This window comes from Streptomyces sp. M2CJ-2 (assembly GCF_016757295.1).
Lineage (GTDB): Bacteria > Actinomycetota > Actinomycetes > Streptomycetales > Streptomycetaceae > Streptomyces.
Window position 1 is genome coordinate 40,548 of record NZ_JAESIF010000041.1, and the last position, 19,823, is coordinate 60,370.

Annotated in this window: 20 protein-coding genes and 2 pseudogenes; 11 read left to right on the forward strand and 11 right to left on the reverse strand. The window is 69.7% G+C overall.

Translation table 11 applies throughout. The annotated features are described in order from the left end of the window. Positions 1–3: 3 nt before the first annotated feature. The 3 genes from JL475_RS26045 to JL475_RS26055 form a co-directional block, all read right to left on the reverse strand. Positions 4–1,632, reverse strand: a complete 1,629-nt coding sequence (locus tag JL475_RS26045) for an MFS transporter (RefSeq protein ID WP_202280387.1) — start codon at positions 1,630–1,632, stop codon at positions 4–6. Positions 1,633–1,862: 230 nt separating this feature from the next. Further along, positions 1,863–2,087, reverse strand: a complete 225-nt coding sequence (locus JL475_RS26050) for a helix-turn-helix transcriptional regulator (RefSeq protein ID WP_202280365.1) — start codon at positions 2,085–2,087, stop codon at positions 1,863–1,865. Then, complete coding sequence (locus JL475_RS26055) at positions 2,087–2,707, reverse strand: DUF2975 domain-containing protein (protein WP_202280366.1); 621 nt, start codon at positions 2,705–2,707, stop codon at positions 2,087–2,089. The genes JL475_RS26050 and JL475_RS26055 overlap by 1 nt, the downstream gene beginning before the upstream one ends. Before the next feature lie 269 nt (positions 2,708–2,976). Here JL475_RS26055 and JL475_RS26060 point away from each other — a divergent pair, with 269 nt between their 5' ends. The 3 genes from JL475_RS26060 to JL475_RS26070 all read left to right on the forward strand — a co-directional run bounded on the left by JL475_RS26060 (position 2,977) and on the right by JL475_RS26070 (position 4,680). Then, positions 2,977–3,645 (forward strand): DUF998 domain-containing protein, encoded by a 669-nt coding sequence (locus tag JL475_RS26060; RefSeq protein WP_202280367.1) that lies wholly within the window; start codon positions 2,977–2,979, stop codon positions 3,643–3,645. Positions 3,646–3,717: 72 nt separating this feature from the next. Then, positions 3,718–3,930: a DUF4287 domain-containing protein gene (locus JL475_RS26065; protein ID WP_202280368.1), complete on the forward strand. Its 213-nt coding sequence runs from the start codon at positions 3,718–3,720 to the stop codon at positions 3,928–3,930. Between the two features lie 192 nt (positions 3,931–4,122). Next, on the forward strand, positions 4,123–4,680 hold the full coding sequence (locus tag JL475_RS26070) for a hypothetical protein (RefSeq protein ID WP_202280369.1): 558 nt from the start codon (positions 4,123–4,125) through the stop codon (positions 4,678–4,680). 518 nt (positions 4,681–5,198) lie between these two features. Here the strand turns inward: JL475_RS26070 and JL475_RS26075 are convergent. After that, positions 5,199–5,636: a hypothetical protein gene (locus JL475_RS26075; RefSeq protein WP_202280370.1), complete on the reverse strand. Its 438-nt coding sequence runs from the start codon at positions 5,634–5,636 to the stop codon at positions 5,199–5,201. A 756-nt stretch (positions 5,637–6,392) separates the two neighbouring features. On the opposite strand from JL475_RS26075, the gene JL475_RS26080 reads away from it, so the two are divergent. Beyond that, positions 6,393–7,292 (forward strand): GNAT family N-acetyltransferase, encoded by a 900-nt coding sequence (locus JL475_RS26080; protein ID WP_202280371.1) that lies wholly within the window; start codon positions 6,393–6,395, stop codon positions 7,290–7,292. 472 nt (positions 7,293–7,764) lie between these two features. Then, positions 7,765–9,273, forward strand: coding sequence for a DUF4173 domain-containing protein (locus tag JL475_RS26085; RefSeq protein ID WP_237408280.1), 1,509 nt, complete (start codon positions 7,765–7,767; stop codon positions 9,271–9,273). A 179-nt stretch (positions 9,274–9,452) separates the two neighbouring features. On the opposite strand, the gene JL475_RS26090 is transcribed toward JL475_RS26085, so the two are convergent. The 4 genes from JL475_RS26090 to JL475_RS26105 form a co-directional block, all read right to left on the reverse strand. Beyond that, complete coding sequence (locus JL475_RS26090) at positions 9,453–10,211, reverse strand: DUF2182 domain-containing protein (RefSeq protein WP_202280372.1); 759 nt, start codon at positions 10,209–10,211, stop codon at positions 9,453–9,455. Continuing rightward, positions 10,208–10,822 (reverse strand): DUF1326 domain-containing protein, encoded by a 615-nt coding sequence (locus JL475_RS26095; protein ID WP_202280373.1) that lies wholly within the window; start codon positions 10,820–10,822, stop codon positions 10,208–10,210. Before JL475_RS26095 ends, JL475_RS26090 begins: the two co-directional genes overlap by 4 nt. A gap of 1,075 nt (positions 10,823–11,897) precedes the next feature. Next, the gene (locus JL475_RS26100; RefSeq protein ID WP_202280374.1) at positions 11,898–12,575 is read right to left on the reverse strand and encodes a hypothetical protein; all 678 of its coding nucleotides are present in this window, start codon (positions 12,573–12,575) and stop codon (positions 11,898–11,900) included. 725 nt (positions 12,576–13,300) lie between these two features. Further along, positions 13,301–13,687, reverse strand: a complete 387-nt coding sequence (locus JL475_RS26105; protein ID WP_202280375.1) for a hypothetical protein — start codon at positions 13,685–13,687, stop codon at positions 13,301–13,303. Between the two features lie 233 nt (positions 13,688–13,920). On the opposite strand from JL475_RS26105, the gene JL475_RS26110 reads away from it, so the two are divergent. From JL475_RS26110 to JL475_RS40280, 3 genes and pseudogenes are all read left to right on the forward strand, one after another. Continuing rightward, entirely contained in the window at positions 13,921–14,613 is a 693-nt protein-coding gene (locus tag JL475_RS26110) for an SUMF1/EgtB/PvdO family nonheme iron enzyme (RefSeq protein WP_202280376.1), read from the forward strand. Positions 14,614–14,715: 102 nt separating this feature from the next. Beyond that, positions 14,716–14,992, forward strand: a pseudogene (locus JL475_RS26115) (tyrosine-type recombinase/integrase); the annotation flags it as partial. 28 nt (positions 14,993–15,020) lie between these two features. Then, positions 15,021–15,125, forward strand: a pseudogene (locus tag JL475_RS40280) (transposase); the annotation flags it as partial. A gap of 385 nt (positions 15,126–15,510) precedes the next feature. Here JL475_RS40280 and JL475_RS26125 read toward each other — a convergent pair. Beyond that, positions 15,511–16,278: a hypothetical protein gene (locus tag JL475_RS26125; protein WP_202280389.1), complete on the reverse strand. Its 768-nt coding sequence runs from the start codon at positions 16,276–16,278 to the stop codon at positions 15,511–15,513. A gap of 336 nt (positions 16,279–16,614) precedes the next feature. Here JL475_RS26125 and JL475_RS26130 point away from each other — a divergent pair, with 336 nt between their 5' ends. Then, complete coding sequence (locus JL475_RS26130; protein WP_307825164.1) at positions 16,615–16,896, forward strand: PIN domain-containing protein; 282 nt, start codon at positions 16,615–16,617, stop codon at positions 16,894–16,896. 447 nt (positions 16,897–17,343) lie between these two features. Here JL475_RS26130 and JL475_RS26135 read toward each other — a convergent pair whose 3' ends face one another. Then, positions 17,344–17,790: a hypothetical protein gene (locus JL475_RS26135; protein ID WP_202280379.1), complete on the reverse strand. Its 447-nt coding sequence runs from the start codon at positions 17,788–17,790 to the stop codon at positions 17,344–17,346. Beyond that, complete coding sequence (locus JL475_RS26140) at positions 17,787–18,053, reverse strand: hypothetical protein (RefSeq protein WP_202280380.1); 267 nt, start codon at positions 18,051–18,053, stop codon at positions 17,787–17,789. The genes JL475_RS26135 and JL475_RS26140 overlap by 4 nt, the downstream gene beginning before the upstream one ends. A 373-nt stretch (positions 18,054–18,426) precedes the next feature. Between JL475_RS26140 and JL475_RS26145 the strand changes: the two genes are divergently transcribed. Continuing rightward, positions 18,427–18,714 carry a hypothetical protein gene (locus JL475_RS26145; protein ID WP_202280381.1) on the forward strand — a complete coding sequence of 96 codons (288 nt, stop codon included), beginning with the start codon at positions 18,427–18,429 and terminating at the stop codon, positions 18,712–18,714. Between the two features lie 165 nt (positions 18,715–18,879). Continuing rightward, a complete protein-coding gene (locus tag JL475_RS26150) occupies positions 18,880–19,596 on the forward strand; it encodes a DUF1963 domain-containing protein (RefSeq protein ID WP_237408314.1) in 717 nt (238 codons plus the stop codon). Positions 19,597–19,823 lie beyond the last annotated feature (227 nt).

Below are 19,823 nucleotides of genomic sequence, written 5' to 3' on the forward strand. Positions count from 1 at the left end.
GCCTCAGCGCGTCGGGCCGGTCGCTTCGGCCGGGGCACCGGTGTCCGGCTGCCGCGGACGGCTGCCCGGGGCGGTCGGCAGATGCGGTGTGACCAGGAAACTGGCGAGAGCGACGCCGCCGGTGGCCAGGATCGCCGCCTTCAGACCGGCCAGCTGCGCGGAGGCGTAGGAGTCCGTGACGGCGTCCACCTCGGACGGCGGCAACCCGGCACGTTCGGCCGCCGAGCGCACCTGACCGGTGGGGACGAAGGTGACCCCGGCCTCGAGGGAGACACCGACCTGCGCACGGGCCTCCTCGGACAGGCGCGGGTCGTCCGCCACCTGCGTGGTGAAGGCGTGGGCCAGCGCACCGATGAGGATCGACCCGATGAGCGCGGTGCCCAGCGCCGAGCCCAGGTTCTGTGCCGTGAACTGGAGCCCTCCGGCCTCGCTGCGTTCCTCCTCGCCGACACCGGACTGGACGACGTTGCCCAGCTGCGAGGCGAGCAGGCCGACCCCCACGCCCAGCAGGGCCATGGCTCCGGCGAACTGCGCGTCGTCGATGACCGGGTCGACGGTGGCCAGCAGCCACACGATGGCCGCCGTCAGGGTGGCCAGGGCCACCCGGACCACCCGGCGCGGCCCCCACACCCGTCCCAGGGGGGACGCGGACAGGGAGGTCACCAGCATGGTGGCGGACACCGGGAGGAGACGCAGCCCGGTCTGGAAGGCGTCGAAGCCCTGGACGACCTGCAGGTACAGCGGGATGGTGAAGAACAGCCCCAGGAGGATGAGGTTCTGGCTCAGCAGTGTCAGCAGACCGGACCGCAGCACGGGCCTGCCCAGCAGGGACAGGTGCACCAGGGGGTCGTCGCCCCGGCTGGCGCGCCGCCGCTCCCAGTGCCGGAAGACGGCCAGGACGGCCACCCCGGCGCCGACGACGAACAGCGTCGGGGCGAAGCCGAACACGGTGAAGGGCGGGTTCCGCGGCTGCACCCACCCCCATGTGCTGCTCTGCAGCACGCCGAGCACACCCAGCCCCAGTCCGGCCGCCGAGAGCGCGGCGCCGACGCCGTCCAGCCGGGGAGGCGGGCCGGTCCGGACGGGCGTCGCGATCACCCGACGGCACAGCAGGACGGCCACGACGACCACGACCTCGCCGGCGAAGACCAGCCGCCAGGTCAGGTACGTCGTCATCCAGCCGCCCAGCAGCGGGCCGACCGCGATCCCGGCGCCGGCGAGTCCGCCGATGACCGCGTAGGCGACGGCCCGGTCCCGCCCGCGGTACGACTCCGCGACGAGGGCGACCATGGCCGGCAGCACCATGGCGGCTCCGAGCCCCTCGATGACGGACCAGCCCAGCGTGAGGACCCACAGCGTGGGGGCCACAGCGGTCAGGGCCGACCCCACGCCGTAGACGGTCAGGCCCAGAAGGAACATGCGGCGACGCCCGAGGATGTCCCCGAACCGCCCGCCGATGATCATGAACGCCGCCATGACCAGTGCGTACAACGTGATGACGGCCTGGATGGCGGTGACCTCCGTGTCGAAGTCCTCGACCAGCCGGCTGATGGACACGTTCATGACGGAGGTGTCCAGGACCATCAGGAACTGGGCCGTACCGAGAACGACCAGGGCCCGCCAGTGCTTCACGCCGTCCACCTCGCCGAGTCGGCCCGGTACGCCGGCGGGGCCGGCCGGGCAGCGGCCGACGCCCGCCGCTTCGTCCATCGCACCCGAGGCACGCGCCCCGTGCCTCACCCGCTACGGGGGAAGGGGCCGTGCCCGGCGGTGCTCCGCCAGTGGGGCGTCGGGCCTTCTCACCGCCGCATCGGCTCACCGGGCACGGCCGCCTGAAAGAGCGGCGAGGCCGAACACCGGGTTCAGTCCTCGCGGACGCTGAGCAGGTCGCCGGGCTGGCAGTTCAGTTCGCGGCAGATCGCGGTGAGGGTGGAGAAGCGGATCGCCTTCGCCCGGTCGTTCTTCAGGACGGAGAGGTTGACCACCGTCACCCCGACCCTGGCCGCCAGTTCGGACAGGGTCATGCCGCGGTCGGCCAGCAGCCGGTCCAGGTGGACCTGAACCCGGTGTTCCTCCTCCGGCGGCATCAGACCAGCCCCTCGGTGTCGGCCCGCAGCTTCGTCCCGCGCCGGAAGACCTCACTCAGGGCCAGGATGAGGAAGGCGAGCAGGACGTACTCGCCGGAGAAGGTGGCCGAGAAGGGGATCCGGTCGGCCAGGGGGGTGCCGCTCACCAGCGCCTGCGTGGTGAGCGCCAGCAGCATCGGGGAGAAGACGCCCTGCACCAGCACCGCGAGCCCTATGACGCTCAGGCGCCGGGCGTTCCTCGGTACGAAGACGTCGCCGCCGTGCAGGGTCCTGGCCATCTGGAGGAGGAGGGCCAGGATGAGGAGCAGCAGCAGACTGCCGACGAACTCCGGCAGGGCGAGCAACAGGCGCCGGCCCAGGTCGGGGTCGGTGAAGGCGAGGTCGGCCCGGTGAGTACCGGTGAGAGTCATGCCGTGGCCCGCCGCCGCGTCGATCACGGCGCCCGGCACCGGGGCCGTGGTCCCGGTCTCGACCTCACGGGTGTCCACCGGGTCGACGAGGCCGACCACCCCGAGGGCCGGGACCAGCACCCCGAAGACGCCGACCAGCAGAGCGGCCAGCCCCAGAGCTGCCCCCAGCAGCCGCTCGTCGGCCCGGCTCCACCAGGACCTCGTACTCATGCTTCCCCCTTCTGCCCACGACCGCCATATCGATTGTCGATACTATCGACTATCGATAATCGATGAGTGAACTGTCAAGCCCCCGAGCCCGCTTCCCGGGCACGGTCGACGACCGCAGGGCCCGCAGCCCGCTCGTCCCGACCGCCCACGCGCCACTCGGGCGGCCGAGAGGATGTGACGCAGAGCATGCCGAGTGAAGCGATGACTTTTCCTCGTGCCGTCGGTCGTACAAGCGACAACGACCACACAGGCATGAGGAAGGCCCGGCCATGACTCACACGCTCAGCGCGACCCGGCACACCGCTTCCGTGGCGTCCGCGGCACGACCGGTGGCACGGCGGGCTCTGGCCGGTGGTGCGGCGGCGGGCCCACTGTTCCTCACGCTCGGCGTCGCCCAGGGCCTCGCACGGGACGGCTTCGACTTCACCCGCAACGCCATCAGCCAGCTCGCCCTCGGGGAGCCGGGCTGGATCCAGACGGTGAACTTCCTGCTCACCGGAACGCTGCTGGTCGTGGGGGCGACCGGTCTGCGCCGGGCGCTGCGTGGCGATACGGGCGGCACCTGGGGGCCGGTCCTGGTCGGGGTGTTCGGTGCCTCGTTCTGGGCCGCCGCGGTCTTCCCGGCCGCCGCGGGGGCCGGTTTCCCCGCCGGTGCGCCCGGTACGACCACGCTGAGCGGGCATGGTGCCGTGCACATGGCGGCCGGAACGGTCGGCTACCTCGCCCTGTGCGCGGCGTTCGTCGTTCTGGCCCGCCCGCTCGCTGCCAGGGGCCACCACGGGTGGGCCGTCGCCTCGCGCCTGGTGCCGGTGGCCGTCCTGGCCGGCTTCACGGCCTCCGCCGCCTTCGTGCCGGCCTTCACCGCGGGCGCGGGCCTCGGCCTGTTGTGGCTGGCCGTGGTGCTGGCCCGCCTGGCCGGCGCCCCGACGAACCGCTAGCCGCCCGCCGCTCCGGCGGACATCGTCGACACCACCAAGAGCATTCGGATCAGAGAGGAAACGGGGTATCCCATGACCAGCGCAGTGAAGGGTCCCGCCGGCTACTTCCCCTCCATCGAGAAGAAGTACGGCCGCCCGATCGCCGAGTGGAAGGACCTCATCCGCACCTCCCCGCTCACCAAGCACATGGAGCTCGTCAACTGGCTCAAGGCGGAACACGGCCTCGGCCACGGCCACGCCAACGCCCTCGTCGCCCACACCCTCGCCGAGGGCGCCGGCAAGTGACCGGGCCTTCATCTCAACGGCGGACGAGGGGCACGGGCGACCCTGTCGGCGTCGCCCCCGGGATCGGCGCGAGCTCCCTGACGGCATCACGCGTTCAAGGTCGGTGATGGGCCTGAAACATTCCGATTCCGCTGTCGGCGGACCGTTCCGCCATCCCTTGTGTTCATGAAGATGTCGAGTAATCGTCATTACATGATTACGGCACAGCAGCGAGAGCAACTGAGGGGCTGGTTCAGCGGCCGGCTCCCCGACGATCTCTTCGAGGAACTGGCCGAGGTCACGGTCGACCGCGAGGAGATCACGGTGATCGGATGCATTCCCGGGCCCCGGCCGGTCGAGGACGCCTCTCCGGCCGAGCGGGAGGCGGCGATCGAGGGCCGGATCCAGGAGTTCCGGGAACGCACCCGGGACGCCCGGATCGCGGTCGCCCGGGACGCGGAGCACCGCTTCGGCCGGAAGGTCTCCTGGGGAGTGGAGTGCGCCGGGCGGCGCGCCCTGTTCACCCATGTCGCCGCGCCCGTCATGACCCGGCTGCGCCAGCCGGAGCGCCTGGTCCTCGACACGCTGATCGCCGGCGGGGTGGCCCGCAGCCGCAGCGAGGCGCTGGCCTGGTGCGTGCGCCTGGTCCAGCGGCACACCGACGACTGGCTCACCGAACTGCGTGAGTCCCTGGAGCACGTCCAGCGGGTGCGGGCCCGGGGACCGGACGGCGAACGGGAGGAGGACGGGCCCACCGCCGACGGCGAGTGAACGGCGTTGCCGGTGGCGCGCGTCACCGCGCGGGGCGTGCCCCGTCTCGTAAGGGCCGCTTCACCACTGATGCGGCCACCCGGGGCCGAACCTAGACTGGCGGAGGCAGGAAGAGTCCCGATCAGGGAGAAGTGCGCCATGGCCAAGCGAGCCAACAAACGACGCGGCCGTAAGAAGAAGAAGGCCAACCACGGCAAGCGTCCCAACACCTGAGCCGACCGAGCGCGCCGCGCGTCGCCCGGGCTCGTACGCGGGTGTCGGTGTCGGACGCCGGTGTCAGTCGCCTGTGACGCCCTTGACGTGAGTCGCTGTCGCCGCTGATGCGAGCGTGACGCTCGGTGGCATGCCCGAGCAGTGATGACCATCAGGGCACTCGGGCAACAGCACTCCGAAGATCAGAAAGAAAAGAACGGGCGCGCCGGACACCGCCCCCATGATGACGAAGCGTCGGCGAGCCCGCCGCCGACGTCCCAGGAGCGCCACCACGAATCCCAGGACCGGTGCCGCCACCGCACTGATCAGAGCGGCCGCTCCGATTCGGCGGGTACGGGGTCACCTGGCTTGGCTCTGACCTCGTGATCGGCTCCGTGCACCGCGGCGCGGAACTCGTCCAAGAGGTCGAAGAACATCTCTATGGCGGGCCTGTCGGCCTTCTCCGCCGCGCGTTCGATCTCGACTGCCCAGCCGAGCGGGCTCGAGTAGGGCATGTCCAGCCGTTTCCAAAGCCACTCGGCGAAGGGAATCTGGTTTCCGGGGTTCCAGAAGTCGAACGTCTCCTCGATGTCGTGCACTCCCAGAGCGATCCGGTAGCCCGTCAGCATGGACTGCAGGTGCAGCAACGAGTTGCCGCGCACCCATATGCCAGGGCGTAGACGCACTTCCTCCAGGAAGTCGTACACATCCTCCAACTCGCTCAGTTGTCTGAGCCTTCGCTTGCCGATCCCTGGATCCGTCATGAGAACACCCTACGGTCCGACATTGCTGAGGGTGGCTGCTGCCAGGATTGAAGTCGTATGCGTACATGGGGAGTTCGACATCCCATGGGTGTGCGGACGGTGGGAAGAGCGCGGGGCGGACGGTCCAGGTGACGCGGGTTCCGGTATGCGCGGTGGTCATCGTGCAGGGTTTCTGACGCCGTCAGGCACGCCGCGTTTCGCGGCGGCCGGCATGGAGCCATGCCCATGCCTCGTGCGCGGTGCCTGGCAGGCCGGCCCACGCCTTCCTCACCGTCACCGCGGCCCGCAAACGCATCCAACACGTCGCCCCACCCGACGAGTTGATCCGATCACCTGCCACGACATCCAGCACCTGTTCACCACGCGCATCCGACACCCAGGCCCCGGCCTGGGCCGACGTCTCCGCTGGACCCTTTGGCGGCGTCGTCACCGAGTCCGCGCACGAACCGGCCACCACCGGAGCCAGGCAACCCGACGAGCATGAAGATCACGGTCCACGGGCGGAGCATCAAGGCCCCGCAGGCCTTGGAGAGCGCTCTGCGTCGTCCCGCGGACCCCTCCTTCCCCGGGCCGCGGAAATCCATGGACGGGCCCGCGGAAGAGCACGTACGGTGTGGCTCCACGCCCTGAGATGGACGGAAGGAGGCGAGTGCCGTGCGGTTCACACCTTTCCAGCGCTCCCTTTTCCACCGTCCCGGCGTGGTCCGTCACTTCTGACCGGGAGCGCTCCGAGCAGTCCGCATCCCGGAGGAATCCATGACCGGTCCGGTCATCCGCGCGCTCACCGCGAGCGACGCCCGTCTCTTCGACGAACTCCCCGACCCGCTGGGCGCCCGTGAAGGCCATCGGCGTACCCGGTTCCGCCCCGACTGGAAGCGCGTCGTCCTGCGCGACGGCGAGGTCGTCGCACGCGGCGCGTGGTGGGGCGGCCCCGACGACTCGGAGCCCCTCAACATCAACTGGTTCGACGTGGCCGAGGGGGAGGAGGAGGCGGGGGCCGAACTCCTGCGCTCCGCCCCCTGGCAGGTCGAACTCGAGATCAACCTGCCTGCCGGCTGGCGGGACGAGCCCGGCCTGCGCGCCGCCGCCGAGGCACGCTTCGCCGCCGCGCGAGCCGCCGGGTACGAACTCCTGGTGGAACGCTTCCTGTACCGCTGGACCCCCGAGCGCGGTCTGCCGGAGCGGCCCGGACGCCTGCGCTTCAGCGCCGAACCCGACGACACGGTGTTCTTCGACGCGTTGCGCCGCATCCACTCCGTCACCCTGGACGCCCACGCGCTCAGGGCGGTCGAGGAGGGCGGCCTCGACCAGGCCGCCCAGGAGGAGCTCGACTTCTTCCACTGGTGCCCCTCCCCGCGGGAGTGGTGGCAGACCGCGTACACGCCGGAGGGCGACCTGGCCGGCGTCCACATCCCGGCCCACAACCCCTCCGGGCCGACCATCGGCTTCATCGGAGTCGTCCCGGAACAGCGTGGTCACGGCTACGCCTACGACCTCCTCGCGGAGTGCACCCACTTCCTCGTCGAACAGGGCGCGGAGTTCATCAGCGGAGGGACCGACCAGGGCAACTTCCCCATGGCCGCGAACTTCGCCAAGGCCGGCTTCCCCGTCGTCAGCGAACGCGTCAACTTCCACCCGGCGGGCCGAGCGGCCTAGCGAGGAGGAGCACGCGGTGAGGGGTCCGGTCCGAGGACGGGTCCGGATCCCTCGTCCGTGACGTGCGGGATCTCTGCTGTGGCCGGCAGCCACCGTCCCGTCGTCGATCCACAGTCGCGCGAGCGCGGACGTCCCCGTCGTAGGTCCCGCTACCCTTGCGGGCACGCCGCCCTGACGATCATGGCGGCCGGCTTCGCAAGCGACACCGGTACCCGCTCGACGTACCCGAGCACGTGCGTCCCGGGGCCGGTTGGGAGGGGGTCCCGTGAAAGAGAAACCACCTGTGCCCGCCGAACCACCTGTGCCCGCCGAACCACCTGTGCCCGCCGAACCACCTGAGCGGTCCCGGCAGTCGGGGCGAATACCTGAGGGAGAGGCCGCGGACCCGGGAGAAGCACAGAGGGCGGGAACACCACCGAAGGGCAGGTCGCACGCGACGACGGACCTGCGGCTCGGCGAAGCCCCCAGCCTCTTGTACGCGGGCGCCCACGCCCACGACCTCTGGTTCACCGACCTGCGCCGCGGATCGCCCTCCCCCGTGGGCACCGCCGTCCTCTGGGCGGCGCTCGCCACCGGCGTGCTCAGCATGGCACTCCTCAACGACGGTGTGGGCGTCAACCTGCTCCTCGTCGCCCTGCCGGCCACGCTCACCGCGTACTTCGCCGCGCGCCAGGCAGGCCGACTACAGGCCCGCCCCTGGACGCTCGCCTGGGGCATCGGAGGGATCGCCCTCCTGCTGGTTCCGGCGCTGCGCGCCGCCCAATGGCCTTCTCTCCTCGCCGTGGCCACCGCCGTCGGTCTTGCCTCGCTCGCCCTCCACGGCTCGCGGACCTGGGCCGGCGTCGTCCTCAGCCCCTTCGGGCTGGTCGACTCGTTGTTCAAGGGCGCCGTGTGGGGCTGGCGAGGAGTGCGCACCCGGGCCGGCAACGCCTCCGGCAACGTGGGTTCCGCGCTGCGCGCCCTTGTCGTGACGGCCGTGCTCCTCCTCGTCTTCGGCGCACTGTTCGCCGGGGCCGACGCGGCCTTCGCCGACCTGCTGAGCAGGCTGGTCCCGGACACGTCCGTCGGCGACGGCCCCTGGCGGCTGGTGCTGTTCGCCCTCGGGCTCCTCGGAGCCCTCGCGGCGGCGCACAGCGCCGCCGCCCCTCTGTGGTGGGACGGTGTCAAGAGCGGTCCGGGCCGCGCCCGCGGCCGGGGCGAATGGGCGCTTCCCCTGCTCCTGCTGTGCGTGCTGTTCGCCGTCTTCAACGCCATCCAGCTCGCCGTCCTGTTCGGCGGATACCAGGCCGTCCTGGACAAGACCGGCCAGACCTACTCCGAGTACGCGCGGCAGGGCTTCTGGCAGCTCCTCATCGCCACGCTCCTCACCCTCCTGGTCATCGTCTTCGCGCTGCGCTGGGCACCACGCGGCGGGCCCGGTGACCGGAACCTGGTGCGGGGAGTCCTCGGCACCCTTTGCGCCCTCACCCTGATCGTGGTCGCTTCGGCGGTACGGCGCATGGACATGTACGTCGAGGCGTACGGGCTGACCCGGCTGCGGATCTCCGTCGTGACCATGGAGCTGTGGCTCGGCCTGGTCATCCTGCTGATCATGGCCGCCGGAGTCCTGGGCGCACGCTGGCTGCCCCGTGCCGTCGCCGCGTCAGCGGCTGCCGGGGCCCTCGCCTTCGGCCTGGCCGCTCCCGACGGGCTGATCGCCGAGAACAACGTGCGGCGGTACGAGAAGACCCACAAGTTCGATCTGGACTACGCGCGTGGCCTCTCGGCGGACGCGGTCCCGGCTCTGGACAGACTGGAAGAGCCCATGCGGTCCTGCGTCCTCGGTCCCCTGGCGGAGGGGCTCGGTCCGGCAACGGCGTCCTGGTACGAGATCAGCTGGGGAGAGGTTCACGCCCGGCAGATCCTCGAGGAACGGCCGCCGGTGACGACCGACCCGGGAACCTGCGGCAGCAGCGGGGAGAGCCTCGAGTACGACCGCTGACCGGGACGCCCCGTTTTGCCGGGGCGGCCGGCCGGCCGCCCCGGCCGCATGTGTGCCGAATCCGTTCCGCGTGCGTGTCCGACTGGCGAGACGGCGACGTGTGACGTGGTGGTCCGCCTCCACCTGCGCAGCAGGACCACCACGCCTACTGCGGCATGGAGCCGAGGGACGGCCCGTCCTCACATGCCGGCCGTACCGCCACCGGTGAGGCCCGGAGCCAGTGTCGGGACCCAGAAGACGGCGACGGCCAGGGCGATCGAGGCGATACCCACGGTACGGGCCACCAGGCGGCCGGCCGGAGCGAGCTTCTCGGCGGTGATCACGGCGGCCAGGACCACCATGGCCCACAGGTTCATCAGACCGAACGCCGCCAGCAGCACCATGAGCGACCAGCAGCAGCCCAGACAGAAGGCCCCGTGGTGGGCTCCGGCACGCAGATCGCGCGAGAGCCCCGGGTACGAGGCGTAGCGCAGCATCAGCCCGATCGGCGAGCGGCATCTTGCCAGGCAGCGGTCTTTGAGGGGCGTGAGCTGGTAGACGCCGCCGACCGCGAACACGGCCGCGGCCACTGCGGTCCCCGTAGTGGCGGGGAGGCTCGCCGCCCGGCCCAGGCCGACTGCCAGCGCGTACGCCGGAAGCCCGGCCGCGGCCCAGACGAGCAAGTAGGCGACCGTGAAAACGACCATGCGCGGCGCCCGACGCACGGTCATGGTGCGTGCGTACAGCGCGGCGACGGGCGCCGTGGCGGGCAGCATCATCGCGGCCGTCATCAGCGTCCACACGGCCAGGAAAGCGGACAGGCCCAGGCCCATGGTGCCGGGCATCGTCTGCATGCCGCCCCAGCGCGTCGCCACCCAGACCCAGGCGGCGGCCGCCGCGACCAGCAGCAGCCCGGCGGGTCCCGCCCTGCGGCGGCCGGTGACCGGCCCACCGGTCACGCGGACCACGTGAAGGGCGCCGAGTGTCCGTTGCCGCCGGTGAAGTCCCAGGACCGGCCGTACACGCCGTCGCCCGTCGCCCGGGTGGACCGGGCGATCGTCAGCGTGCTGTTCGCCGGGTGGAACATGCCGGTCAGGCCCATCACCGGGCCCTCCTCGCCGAACTGCGGGGCGACCTGGTCCTCGATCTCGATGTCGATGGCGTCGCCCACCCGCGCGGCGTGGCGGCGGCCGTCGTCGTGGTAGTCGATGGGGACGCGCTCCACGCCGAGGACCTCGCCGATGAGCGGAGTGAGCGCCGCCATCGGCCCGCCTGCCTGGCCGGAGAAGACCTTCCCCAGCGCTTCCGCCTGACCGTCGTCGGCCGAAGCGTCGACGTACAACGCCACCTGCCAGCCTCCCTCGGCCATCACCCGGGGCCCGTCGATGAAGACGGCGACGTTGCGGTCGGAGACGTCCACGCCGTCCACGTTCCCGCTGTCCATGTGGAAGGCGAAGGTCACCTGGCAACGCTCGTGGTCGGCCGGTGCGGCGAAACCCGAGGTGGTGCAGGGGCACACCACGTCGCAGTTGCAGCTCTCCAGGTACGTGCCGTTCAGGTTCCAGGGCATGGCTCTTCCTCCCTGTTTCGCGTCCCCTCCGGCGAAGGGAACACACCGGGAGGGTCCGCCCCTCCCGGCGCCGCTCTTCTTCAGGCTATTCCCGACGACCCCCGTCGCGCAGATCCGCTCGCCCAGGTGCTCCCCGCCTCCGGCGTCCGTGTCCAGGCGCACGTCCACCGGTCTTCTCGCGTTCCGGTCTGCGGATGCCCGTCCGCAAGCCTCGACCGTCAGGCGCAGCCGGTGGATCAGCCCGTGTGCGCCGGCCGCGGGACTTCGCCGCGCACCACGGCGTGAGACCGCGTCAATGTGGTGCCGGTCCGGTCACGGGGCCGGCTCGTCCGCCGGTACCCGCCCCGCTCCCTGCTCCCCCCACGCTCCTCAGCTTCCCCATCGAAGAGCAGGGGAAGGGCGTCGAAGACCGGGAAGAGGGTGACGCGGGCCTGATCAACTTCGTTCAGTCCCTTCGGTCCCCGAGCACGACGGGGAGCCAGTCGCGATCATGCGATCGGCCCCCCTGCCCAGCGTCGGGGTGGCGGAGTGCGCACTCACGACCTCTCCGTCCCGAACTCTCGGCTGAGCAGTCATTCAGGACCGGCGGGCCGGTCGGTCAGCCATTGACGGTTTCTGGCAGTCATTGACGGTTTCTGGCAGTCGACTGCGGTTGCGGTGGTTGCTGCACCCCGTCCCGGGCTGGTCCTTTCTCCTGTACCCCCGGCAGGTCTTCTGTGCCCCGCAGGATCCGAACCTGCGACACCCGCTTCGGAGTTCGACCCCCGCCCGCACCGACCGTTGCCGTCGACCGGTGCGACAGCCGGACGAAGCCGCTGGTGTGTGCCTCCGTCCGGCGTCGTCGATGCCAGCCGTCGATGCCGGCCGTAGATGTCAGAGACCCTCTGATCCGTAGCTCGGCAGAGATCGTCATGGGAGGTCATACAGGCCGCCGTACGGACTGTGCGAGACGGTGTGGGGCGCCGTCCATCGGCTCGGCCGGTTCGCCTGGCGGCGCCACCATCAGACCCGATCCCGGGTCCGGCCGCTGCCTGCGCCAAGCCGTTCAAGCACGGATCACGAGCCGCGGGTCCGTTCAGCTGAAGGGAACGGCGTCCGCCGGGGCGGTGTGCCAGTTGGTGACGACCGGGTCTTCGACGGTGATGGTGCCGACCGGCAGGGAAACCGGGTCGGGGTCGTCGTCACCGACGCCGACGATGATGGAGTCCAGTTCCTTGCCACCGTTTCCGTTGGTGGTCTTCGGGTTCACCCCGGCGTAGGCGGTGGTGCTCCCGCTCAGCTTGATCTGCTTGCCGACGGCCTGCTCCGCGGGACCCGCCTGGGTGCCGTCGGATCCGAACGCCACGGTCGGAAGCGCGGCGGGCAGGTAGCAGGTGATCCCCGGCTTCGCCTTGGCGATGATCAGGATGTATCCGCCGGCCTGGGTCTCGGACCTGGTGCTCCAGGAGATGTCGTTGGCGCCGCAGCTCTGCTCCACCGGTTCCCGCTTGCCGTTGCCGGTGTCGGCGCCGGAGCCGGCTGCGTCCTCGGTCCCCTTGCCCGTCGTGCCGGAGCCCTTGCCGGTTCCCTGGCCGCTGCCCGCGGCCGTCGAGCCGGACGGGGTGGCCGCATCACCGACGGGGGTGGCGGACGAAGAACTCTGCGCGGTGCCGGTGTCCGTGGCCGCGTCCCCGTCCTGGCACGCGGTCATCAGCATGGCGCCGCCCACGACGGCTGCGGAGACGAGTAAGGCCTTGCGACGGTTGCCGGACATGAAATCCCCCTGGTGATCAGTGGTTGAAGCCGAAGTGGTTTCGGCTTCTCGGTGCTTGTTCGTCCACTATGAGGGGACTGCGAGCCGAAGGGTTCCCGGCGCCTTCGTTCCAGGACAACGCTGTCACAGATCAGTGACGTGACCACGAAGAGTTGTGGGAGCCCATGACGGCTCGACGGCGGTGACCTGTGGCTTTACGGGCATACGAGAGGGCCGACTGCACGACGCTCACCGCACCGCTGCGACCGTCGTCCTGATGGGCTGGTGGAGGACAAGAAATTCGAATGCGTGAGGAGTCGTCACCGACACGCTTTCCCGCCGTGTTGGTGGGTTGGTGGATCGGTGGGCTGTGTGCGGGGGTGTTCACCTCCATTCATGGACGACTGGCCCGTGAACGGGAGCCGCTTTCTGGTCTCGGGTGAACGTCGGCGAACGGTGGTGAACGAGAAGGAAACTGAGACGGGGCGGCCGAACCTCGAGCCCTGAGGCGATGTCTGTCCCTCGTGCCGTCCTCCTCACGTGCTGAAGATCCCCGGAAACGAAGACGGACCTCTGGTCCAGGGCACTGCTCACCTCGAAGATCCGTTGTTCTGGCCCGTCCACCTCGGCACCTGCTTGCGCGGTGAGGACGCGCAGCGAGCCGCGTTCGGTGCCGATGGGGACGCGGCCATGGAGCTGTATCGCGTGCTGTCCGCCGAGAGCGAGTGGCCGGTGTTCAGCGTGCCTCACTCGGCGACGCGCTGCTTCCCGACGACGCAACGGCTGCCCTCACCACCGCGCTCACCGCTCTCACCTTGATCGAAGAGCCCGCCGAAGCGGCGAACACGCTCCTTGAGAACCAAGGCCGATGGGTGCCTGCTCACCGGAGGCCGGCAGACGGCGTCTGTATCAACGACGGTGGGCACTCGTACCGAAACCCCGGCAACGCCTTCGCCCTCCCCGAGCGCCGCCTTCAGGAAATCACTGACGCACTGAACGGCGGGAAGGTGACGGCTCACCAGGCATCCGGTTGAAGCCGTCAGCTTGGGAAGCCGCGGTGGTTCGCGGACGGTGCGGGCGCTGAGCCGGGCGAACGTACGGACCGCGCTCCTTCTGGGCTCGACCGTCTTCACCGTGGTTCCCCGCTGTTCCCCGTTCGGTCCGGTGCGGTAGTGCTGCAGCGCTGCGGCGTCCAGGAGGTGACCGGTTGACCACGCTCCACTCCTGGATCCCCTCCTTCATCCGGGATGCCCGACTGCTAGCGTCCGGCACCATGTGGGCTCAAGAGATCGTGGCCGGCCGACCGGCTTGGCGGCACACCCCCTCCGGAGTGGTCTTCCGGGCTGTTCCCGGTGGGACGTTCCGGATGGGCTTGTCCGACGCGGAACTGGACGCCGTTCGTGCCATCGAGCGGGCCGACGGCGCCGATGACGACCTCGAAGCGTTCTTCGCCGGTGCCGCCCAAGCCCGGCCGGTGCGAGAAGTGCGGGTCGAGCCGTTCCTGATCGCCCGGCATCCGCTCACGGTGGCGCAAGTACGGCACTGGCTGCCCGAGTACGAGGACAGCTTCACCGAGTCGGCTTCGAGCACGGCCCGGTTCGAGGACGACTTGGACGACCTGCTGGGAACGTTGCCCTTCCGACTGCCCAGCGAGGCGGAATGGGAGTACGCGGCCCGGGCGGGCACGACCACCCTCACCTTCCGCGGGGACGGGAGGCCGGACGAGGACCAGGTGCTCGACGACTTCGCCGACGAGGAGCGCACCGCCGCGGCCGAGAACGCCTTCGGGCTGGCGGCGATGGGGTCGGCCAACGAAATCTGCACCGACGTGTGGATCCCGCACTTCACGGACGCGCCGGCGGACGCACGCCCCCGCACCGGGGACGGACCGCGGGTGGTGCGCGGAGGCGGCGGTGACCTCTCTCCGTGGCAGGGCTGCGACGAGTGGCTGCTGTTGCTCTCCGCCACCCGCTCCGAGTTCGAGATGTTCACCGCGGTCCGCCCGGTCGCACCTGTGCCAACCGGTCAGGAACATGCCGAGCACGGAGACACCACGTAGACAGGACGCGCCCTCCGGGAACTCCGGCACACCTTCGTGTCCTGTTCTCCGACCGTGGTGTCCCCTGGGAGTGATCCCCCAGCTCGTGGGGTATCCCCCCCCCGCACCGGTCGCCCGGTCGAGCCGCGGAACCTCTACCGCTCCTTCATCCGCATCGCCCGGTCCGCCGGCCTCGGCGTGATCCGGCTGCACGACGCCCGGCACGGCACGGCCACGCTCCTCACGGCGGCCGGCGTCGCGCCCCCGGGTCGTGATGCTGATCTGGCACAGCCAGATCAGCATCACCCTGGATCTCTACACGCACGTCGTCCAGGGCACCCAGCGCGAGGCCATGAGCCACATGGGCCGGCTGCTGCGGAGGCGTCCCGGTCGTCGGTGACCGCCCTCGTGGATGTCAAAAGCCCCGGACCGGGACGGCCTGGCGGGATGTGCCCGAGCGCTATGGTCCGTGGGCCACGCTGCACACGCGTTTTCGCAGGTGGGCAGCGGACGGGACGTTCGAGCGGATGCTGCGGGCCGCGCAGGCGAAGGCGGACGCGGCGGGCAACATCGAGTGGCTGGTGTCGGTCGATTCCACGGTCGTCCGAGCTCACCAGCCCGGCTCCGCCAGTACACCCACGACGTCGAACACGTCCGACCCTGTACGGCGGGGACGGCCTTGGAGACCGTGGTCGTCGTCGCCTCATCGAGATCCGGCCCTGCCCACCAGAGCGGTGACCGGCCTCATGGTCCGCACGGCGCGCCGGCTCACGTTGCACTGAGGCCCGTGCACGTCCGCTCGCGGTCGGCCAGGACGCAAGGCGTCGGGTCCGCCGCGCTCGCGGCGGACCCGACGCCTTGACCGTCGCAGCCGTTACCGCCGGCTCGGCCCCCGCCGGCCCGCCGGCACCTCGGACATCACTTCACCACGACGTTGTCCCCGGACGACGTCGACGGCCCGGTGGTGGTGTTGCCGTAGTACACCCAGCGCCACGTACCCGTCTTGGAGGCCTTCACGGTCGTCCTGAGAACACCCGAGCCGTTCGCGTACACCTTCTTCACCGTGGTGTAGGAGGAGGTGCCGGCCGGCTTGAACTGCAGGCTCACCAGGCGGCCTCCGTAGGAGGCGTACTTCCTGGTCTCCCAGTTGGCCCGCGTGACCTTTCCGGTCACGGTGATGGTCCCGCCCTTGGACACCGGTTCGGGCGAGGCGTTGACGGTCAGGCGGGAGTTGCGCTTGACGTGGACCGTCAGCCCCTTGTCGTCGGTGTCACCACCGCCGCCCTTGAAGTGCACCTCGGCCCCGACCTTCCAGGCCCCGGCCTCGCTGTTGTGCATGTCCCACACGCTCGGGTCGAAGTACATCGTCTCGTTGAAGTCGCAGACGCTCGTGCTCACCCTGATGCAGTCGCTCGTCTCGATGGCGTGCCACAACCGGTCACCCGAACCACTCCGGTACAGGAACACCGCGGGCGCCCACTTCCACTGGTGAGTGGTCGTCATCCGGAAGGAGGCGGGCGCCGCGACCTCCTTCGACACCCCGATCACAATCGGCTTGCCGCCGTTCACCTGGACACGGGTGAACGAGACCCCACCCTCGGCCGCCCCGGCCGGCACCGCGGCCACGGCCGTGAACACCGCCGCCGCACCACCGGCCACGACGACTCTCCAGACCTGCTTCCCCACCTGATCCCCGATCTCCGTACGGAAAGGCACCGAAGGCTCATCCCTCCAGCGCCTTACAGACAGCCGGCATCCACACGGGGTTGTACACCCGCGCATCACAATGGGGCATCAGACGATCCCCGCATCCCGCGAGGCGGAGAGGTCGGTGCGGTGCGGCGGGCGAAGCACGCACCCCCTGGGCAGGGTCTTCAAATTGATCAGCGTTGGTGGATCATGGTGTCGTGATGCGTCGCCATGAACTGTCCGATGCCGATGGGGAGTTCGTCCAGTCGTTGCTGCCTGAGCCGTTGCGGGGCGGAGGAGGCTGGACGACCGCAGGGTCCTGAACGGGATCGTGTGGAAGTTCCGGACCGGGACGGCCAGGCGCGTTACGCCCGAGCTCTCGCTGCGGTACGGCACGAATACCGCGACCGCCTCGTGCCGTTCGGCGAATCGGAAGCGGCTGCCTACCTGCTCATCCACAAGACGCTCAAAGCCGCAGGCACCAGCATCGACCCACCGGACGCACTGATCGCCGCCACCGCCCTGGCCCACGGGCGGACGGCCGCCACCCGCAACATCAAACACATGGCCCGAACAGGAGCCCTGGTGGTCAAACCATGGGAAGAGAAGCTGTAAGCGGTACTCAGGGCACGAGCCACCCTGCCGGCGCCGCCCCGGGGTCGGCGCAAACTCTCTTCTTGTCTTCAACCGCTCCGGGATTCCGCCGATCCATAGCGGATCGCCATGACTCACGGGTCGACGAAGCGGCTGGGTGGTGTGCCGTAAGCGCAGAGGCCCTCCCGCCCATCGGACGGAAAGGCCTCTGAGCAGGCGTTTCTTTGTGCCCGGCAGGATTCGAAGCTGCGACACCTGCTTGAGGAGTTTTTCCCGGGCGGGGCTGTGGCCTGCGGAGACATAGGCCGCAGGGTGTCTGACCAGGGGAAGGACTCCTCCGCGGTTCTCACGCGTTCACGGTGCTTCCCGTCCTCGTGTGTGCTGAATACGTGCCGGTGGATGCTGTCCGGCGAAGGCCATGGGTTGCTTGGGGCCAGCGACCGGCCGGAGTGAGGTGCGGGCGTCCCGTCACACCTTCTCGACTCGCACGGAGTGGCCCGCGAGGAGTTGGTTCATGTCGTCGGTGTCGGAGGTGAAGACGGTTGCCTGGGCCCCCTGTGCGGCTTCCCGCCCGGCCACAGCCGCCAGAACGGCGTCGAGGGCGTACTTGTGCCCGTGCAGGCCGGCCGCCTTCAGCATGTCGCGTGCCATGACGGTCACCTGGTCGTCCGTGTGCACGACGCGGATCCGGGACAGCGTCCAGTTCCACAGTGCCTGCCGCGACGCTTCACGCGGGTCCCATGCCTCCAGGGTCGTGAGCGCCGAGGTGACGATCGGGATGTCGAGCCGAGGGGCCGTCTTGATCAGCGCGGTCATCTCCCGATCGCCCTGGACCGCCTTGGAGAGAGCCTCGGAGTCGAACACGAAGACGCGCCGGCGCGGCCGGTGCAGCTTCGCTCGGGCGGTGCGACTCACGCGGCCTCGTCCGAAGCCGATCGCTGCTCGTCATGCCAGCCGTCGATGGCGGCGATGCGCTCCAGCGCTGCCTGCTGCTCGTCGTCCGTCACGACGCCGTGCTCTTCCTCGAGCCGGTCGGCCAACTCGCGCAGCCGGTCCATGGCGTCCTGGTGGGCGGCGGCGGCCGCGATGTAGCCGGACACCCCGCGTGCGTCGACGCGCTCCTTGATCGATTCCACCAGCTCTTCCGGCACGGTGATGGTGATCTTCCGAGTTGCCATACTTCGAGTATGCCAGGTTCTGGGTGGCGTGGCTTGACTCCTCGAAGAAGCCGGCTCCGAAGAGCAGGGGTGCACAGGATGCCGCCTCCACCCGGGCGAGGACTCCGGCTCGGCCGACCACGTCCCGATCGGGCGCAGATGCAGCACGACCCGCGACAGGTCGTGAGGCACGGCGTGAACATCCATAGCGGCCGCGTACTCGCCCACGTCCTGGCCGTCGACCGCGACAGTGCAGGAACGCCCGTCGATACTCGGCTGATGACGGTTCGGTGTCGTCACCGGCGGAGTCTGCGCCCACGGTCGGACAACCGCCGGAGGGCTCTTCCCGGCCGGCACGGCCCCGTATGCCGGTGGCTTCGTCTACCTTCCCATCATGACGCTGAACGAAATCACTCGATCTGCGATCCTGCAGGCTGTTGCGGAGTACGACCGGCTCGGTCGGGGTGCGTTCCTGGAGAGATACGGATTCGGACCGTCGCGTAGCTACCTCCTTGAGATCGATGGCAAGGAGTACGACTCAAAGGCCATCGTGGGGGCGGCGCACGGCTATCTGTCCGGACGGGATCCTCTGGGACGCGACGAGTTCTCCGGCGGCAAGGACCACGCTGCCAAGCTGTTGAGCGACCTCGGATTTGAAGTCGTGGTCCGTACGGCGGGCTGATCCCTGACGGCACCCGACATCGAAGGTTGCCGAATCTGAGACCCAAGGTGGCCAAGACCGAACGGAGGTTGAGAAGATCCTGGCATGCAGTTCGACGACCCTGCCGACTTGAGTCGCGTATGCACAGAACGGCTCGGCGAGAAGGCCGGTCGGCAGTTCGCTGCGATGGCCCGCCGCGGCTTTCAGTTGGTCTGCTCAGCAGGAAGTATCCGGGCCACTGGGCAATGCCGACTTGGTGGGCCTGCCCTCCTCGAACCGGAGACCTGCTGGCCCGAACAGAGTGGGGCTCCGTTGTCCCTGCATGCCGTGCTGGACACCGATGCTCTCGCTACCTGGCTGGGTAACGAACTGCCCACACGGCCTGGCCTGCTCAACTTCTTCTACCTCGATCCGGACCTGCCGTACGAGGAGTACCGCAAACTGGACATGTCTGAGTCCGGAGTATGCCGCGTCATTCCCGCCGACCCGGCACGGGCAGTCGAGACAACGGCACCCGAACCAGCGAGAAGCTACCCGGCGATGCCCGTCCACGCAGCCGAGGTAACCATGCTCCCGGACTGCTGGGACGTCGAGGACGAGGACGTGGAGTTCGACAGGGACCAGCACTGGGGAGCGGCATCGCTCATTCTCGGCGAGATGGGAGATCTCGACGGGAACACCGCCGGCAGTCACTGCGCCTTCGGCTGGCCGGACACCTCGTACACGCTCAAGGTGTCGTCCCGCGACGCCGACGGCCCGGCCATCCATCTGCTCCAGCTTGCCGAGGACCCCGAACTCGGATGGGGCTGGGGGGACGCCGGAACGTTGTACTTCACGATCCCGGTCAAGGCACTCGCGACCGGCGACTTCAGCCAGGCCGGGGCACAGGCTCTCTGCTGCTGATCCGCACAGCAGGAGGCCGCTGCCGGAGACCGCATCGTTGTTGCCGCGTTCTTTTGGAAGAAGCAGACGCAAAGGCCCCGGACCATGATCGGTCCGGGGCCTTTCGGCTGGTGTCCCCGGCAGGATCTGAACCTGCGACACCCGCTTTAGGGCAAGGCCGTGAAGTTTACGGTCCGGGAGCCGACGTCAAGATGTCGATGCTGATGGTGGCCTTGTAGGTGTGGCGG

Bases quoted from the DNA above. Each gene is read 5' to 3' on its own strand.
- JL475_RS26140 (WP_202280380.1), bottom strand. From the start codon at position 18,053: ATGGCAACTCGGAAGATCACCATCACCGTGCCGGAAGAGCTGGTGGAA.
- JL475_RS26095 (WP_202280373.1), bottom strand. From the start codon at position 10,822: ATGCCCTGGAACCTGAACGGCACGTACCTGGAGAGCTGCAACTGCGAC.
- JL475_RS26150 (WP_237408314.1), top strand. From the start codon at position 18,880: ATGGCCCGCCGCGGCTTTCAGTTGGTCTGCTCAGCAGGAAGTATCCGG.
- JL475_RS26075 (WP_202280370.1), bottom strand. From the start codon at position 5,636: ATGACGGATCCAGGGATCGGCAAGCGAAGGCTCAGACAACTGAGCGAG.
- JL475_RS26055 (WP_202280366.1), bottom strand. From the start codon at position 2,707: ATGAGTACGAGGTCCTGGTGGAGCCGGGCCGACGAGCGGCTGCTGGGG.
- JL475_RS26070 (WP_202280369.1), top strand. From the start codon at position 4,123: ATGATTACGGCACAGCAGCGAGAGCAACTGAGGGGCTGGTTCAGCGGC.
- JL475_RS26080 (WP_202280371.1), top strand. From the start codon at position 6,393: ATGACCGGTCCGGTCATCCGCGCGCTCACCGCGAGCGACGCCCGTCTC.
- JL475_RS26145 (WP_202280381.1), top strand. From the start codon at position 18,427: ATGACGCTGAACGAAATCACTCGATCTGCGATCCTGCAGGCTGTTGCG.
- JL475_RS26060 (WP_202280367.1), top strand. From the start codon at position 2,977: ATGACTCACACGCTCAGCGCGACCCGGCACACCGCTTCCGTGGCGTCC.
- JL475_RS26100 (WP_202280374.1), bottom strand. From the start codon at position 12,575: ATGTCCGGCAACCGTCGCAAGGCCTTACTCGTCTCCGCAGCCGTCGTG.
- JL475_RS26050 (WP_202280365.1), bottom strand. From the start codon at position 2,087: ATGCCGCCGGAGGAGGAACACCGGGTTCAGGTCCACCTGGACCGGCTG.
- JL475_RS26110 (WP_202280376.1), top strand. From the start codon at position 13,921: ATGGGCTTGTCCGACGCGGAACTGGACGCCGTTCGTGCCATCGAGCGG.
- JL475_RS26065 (WP_202280368.1), top strand. From the start codon at position 3,718: ATGACCAGCGCAGTGAAGGGTCCCGCCGGCTACTTCCCCTCCATCGAG.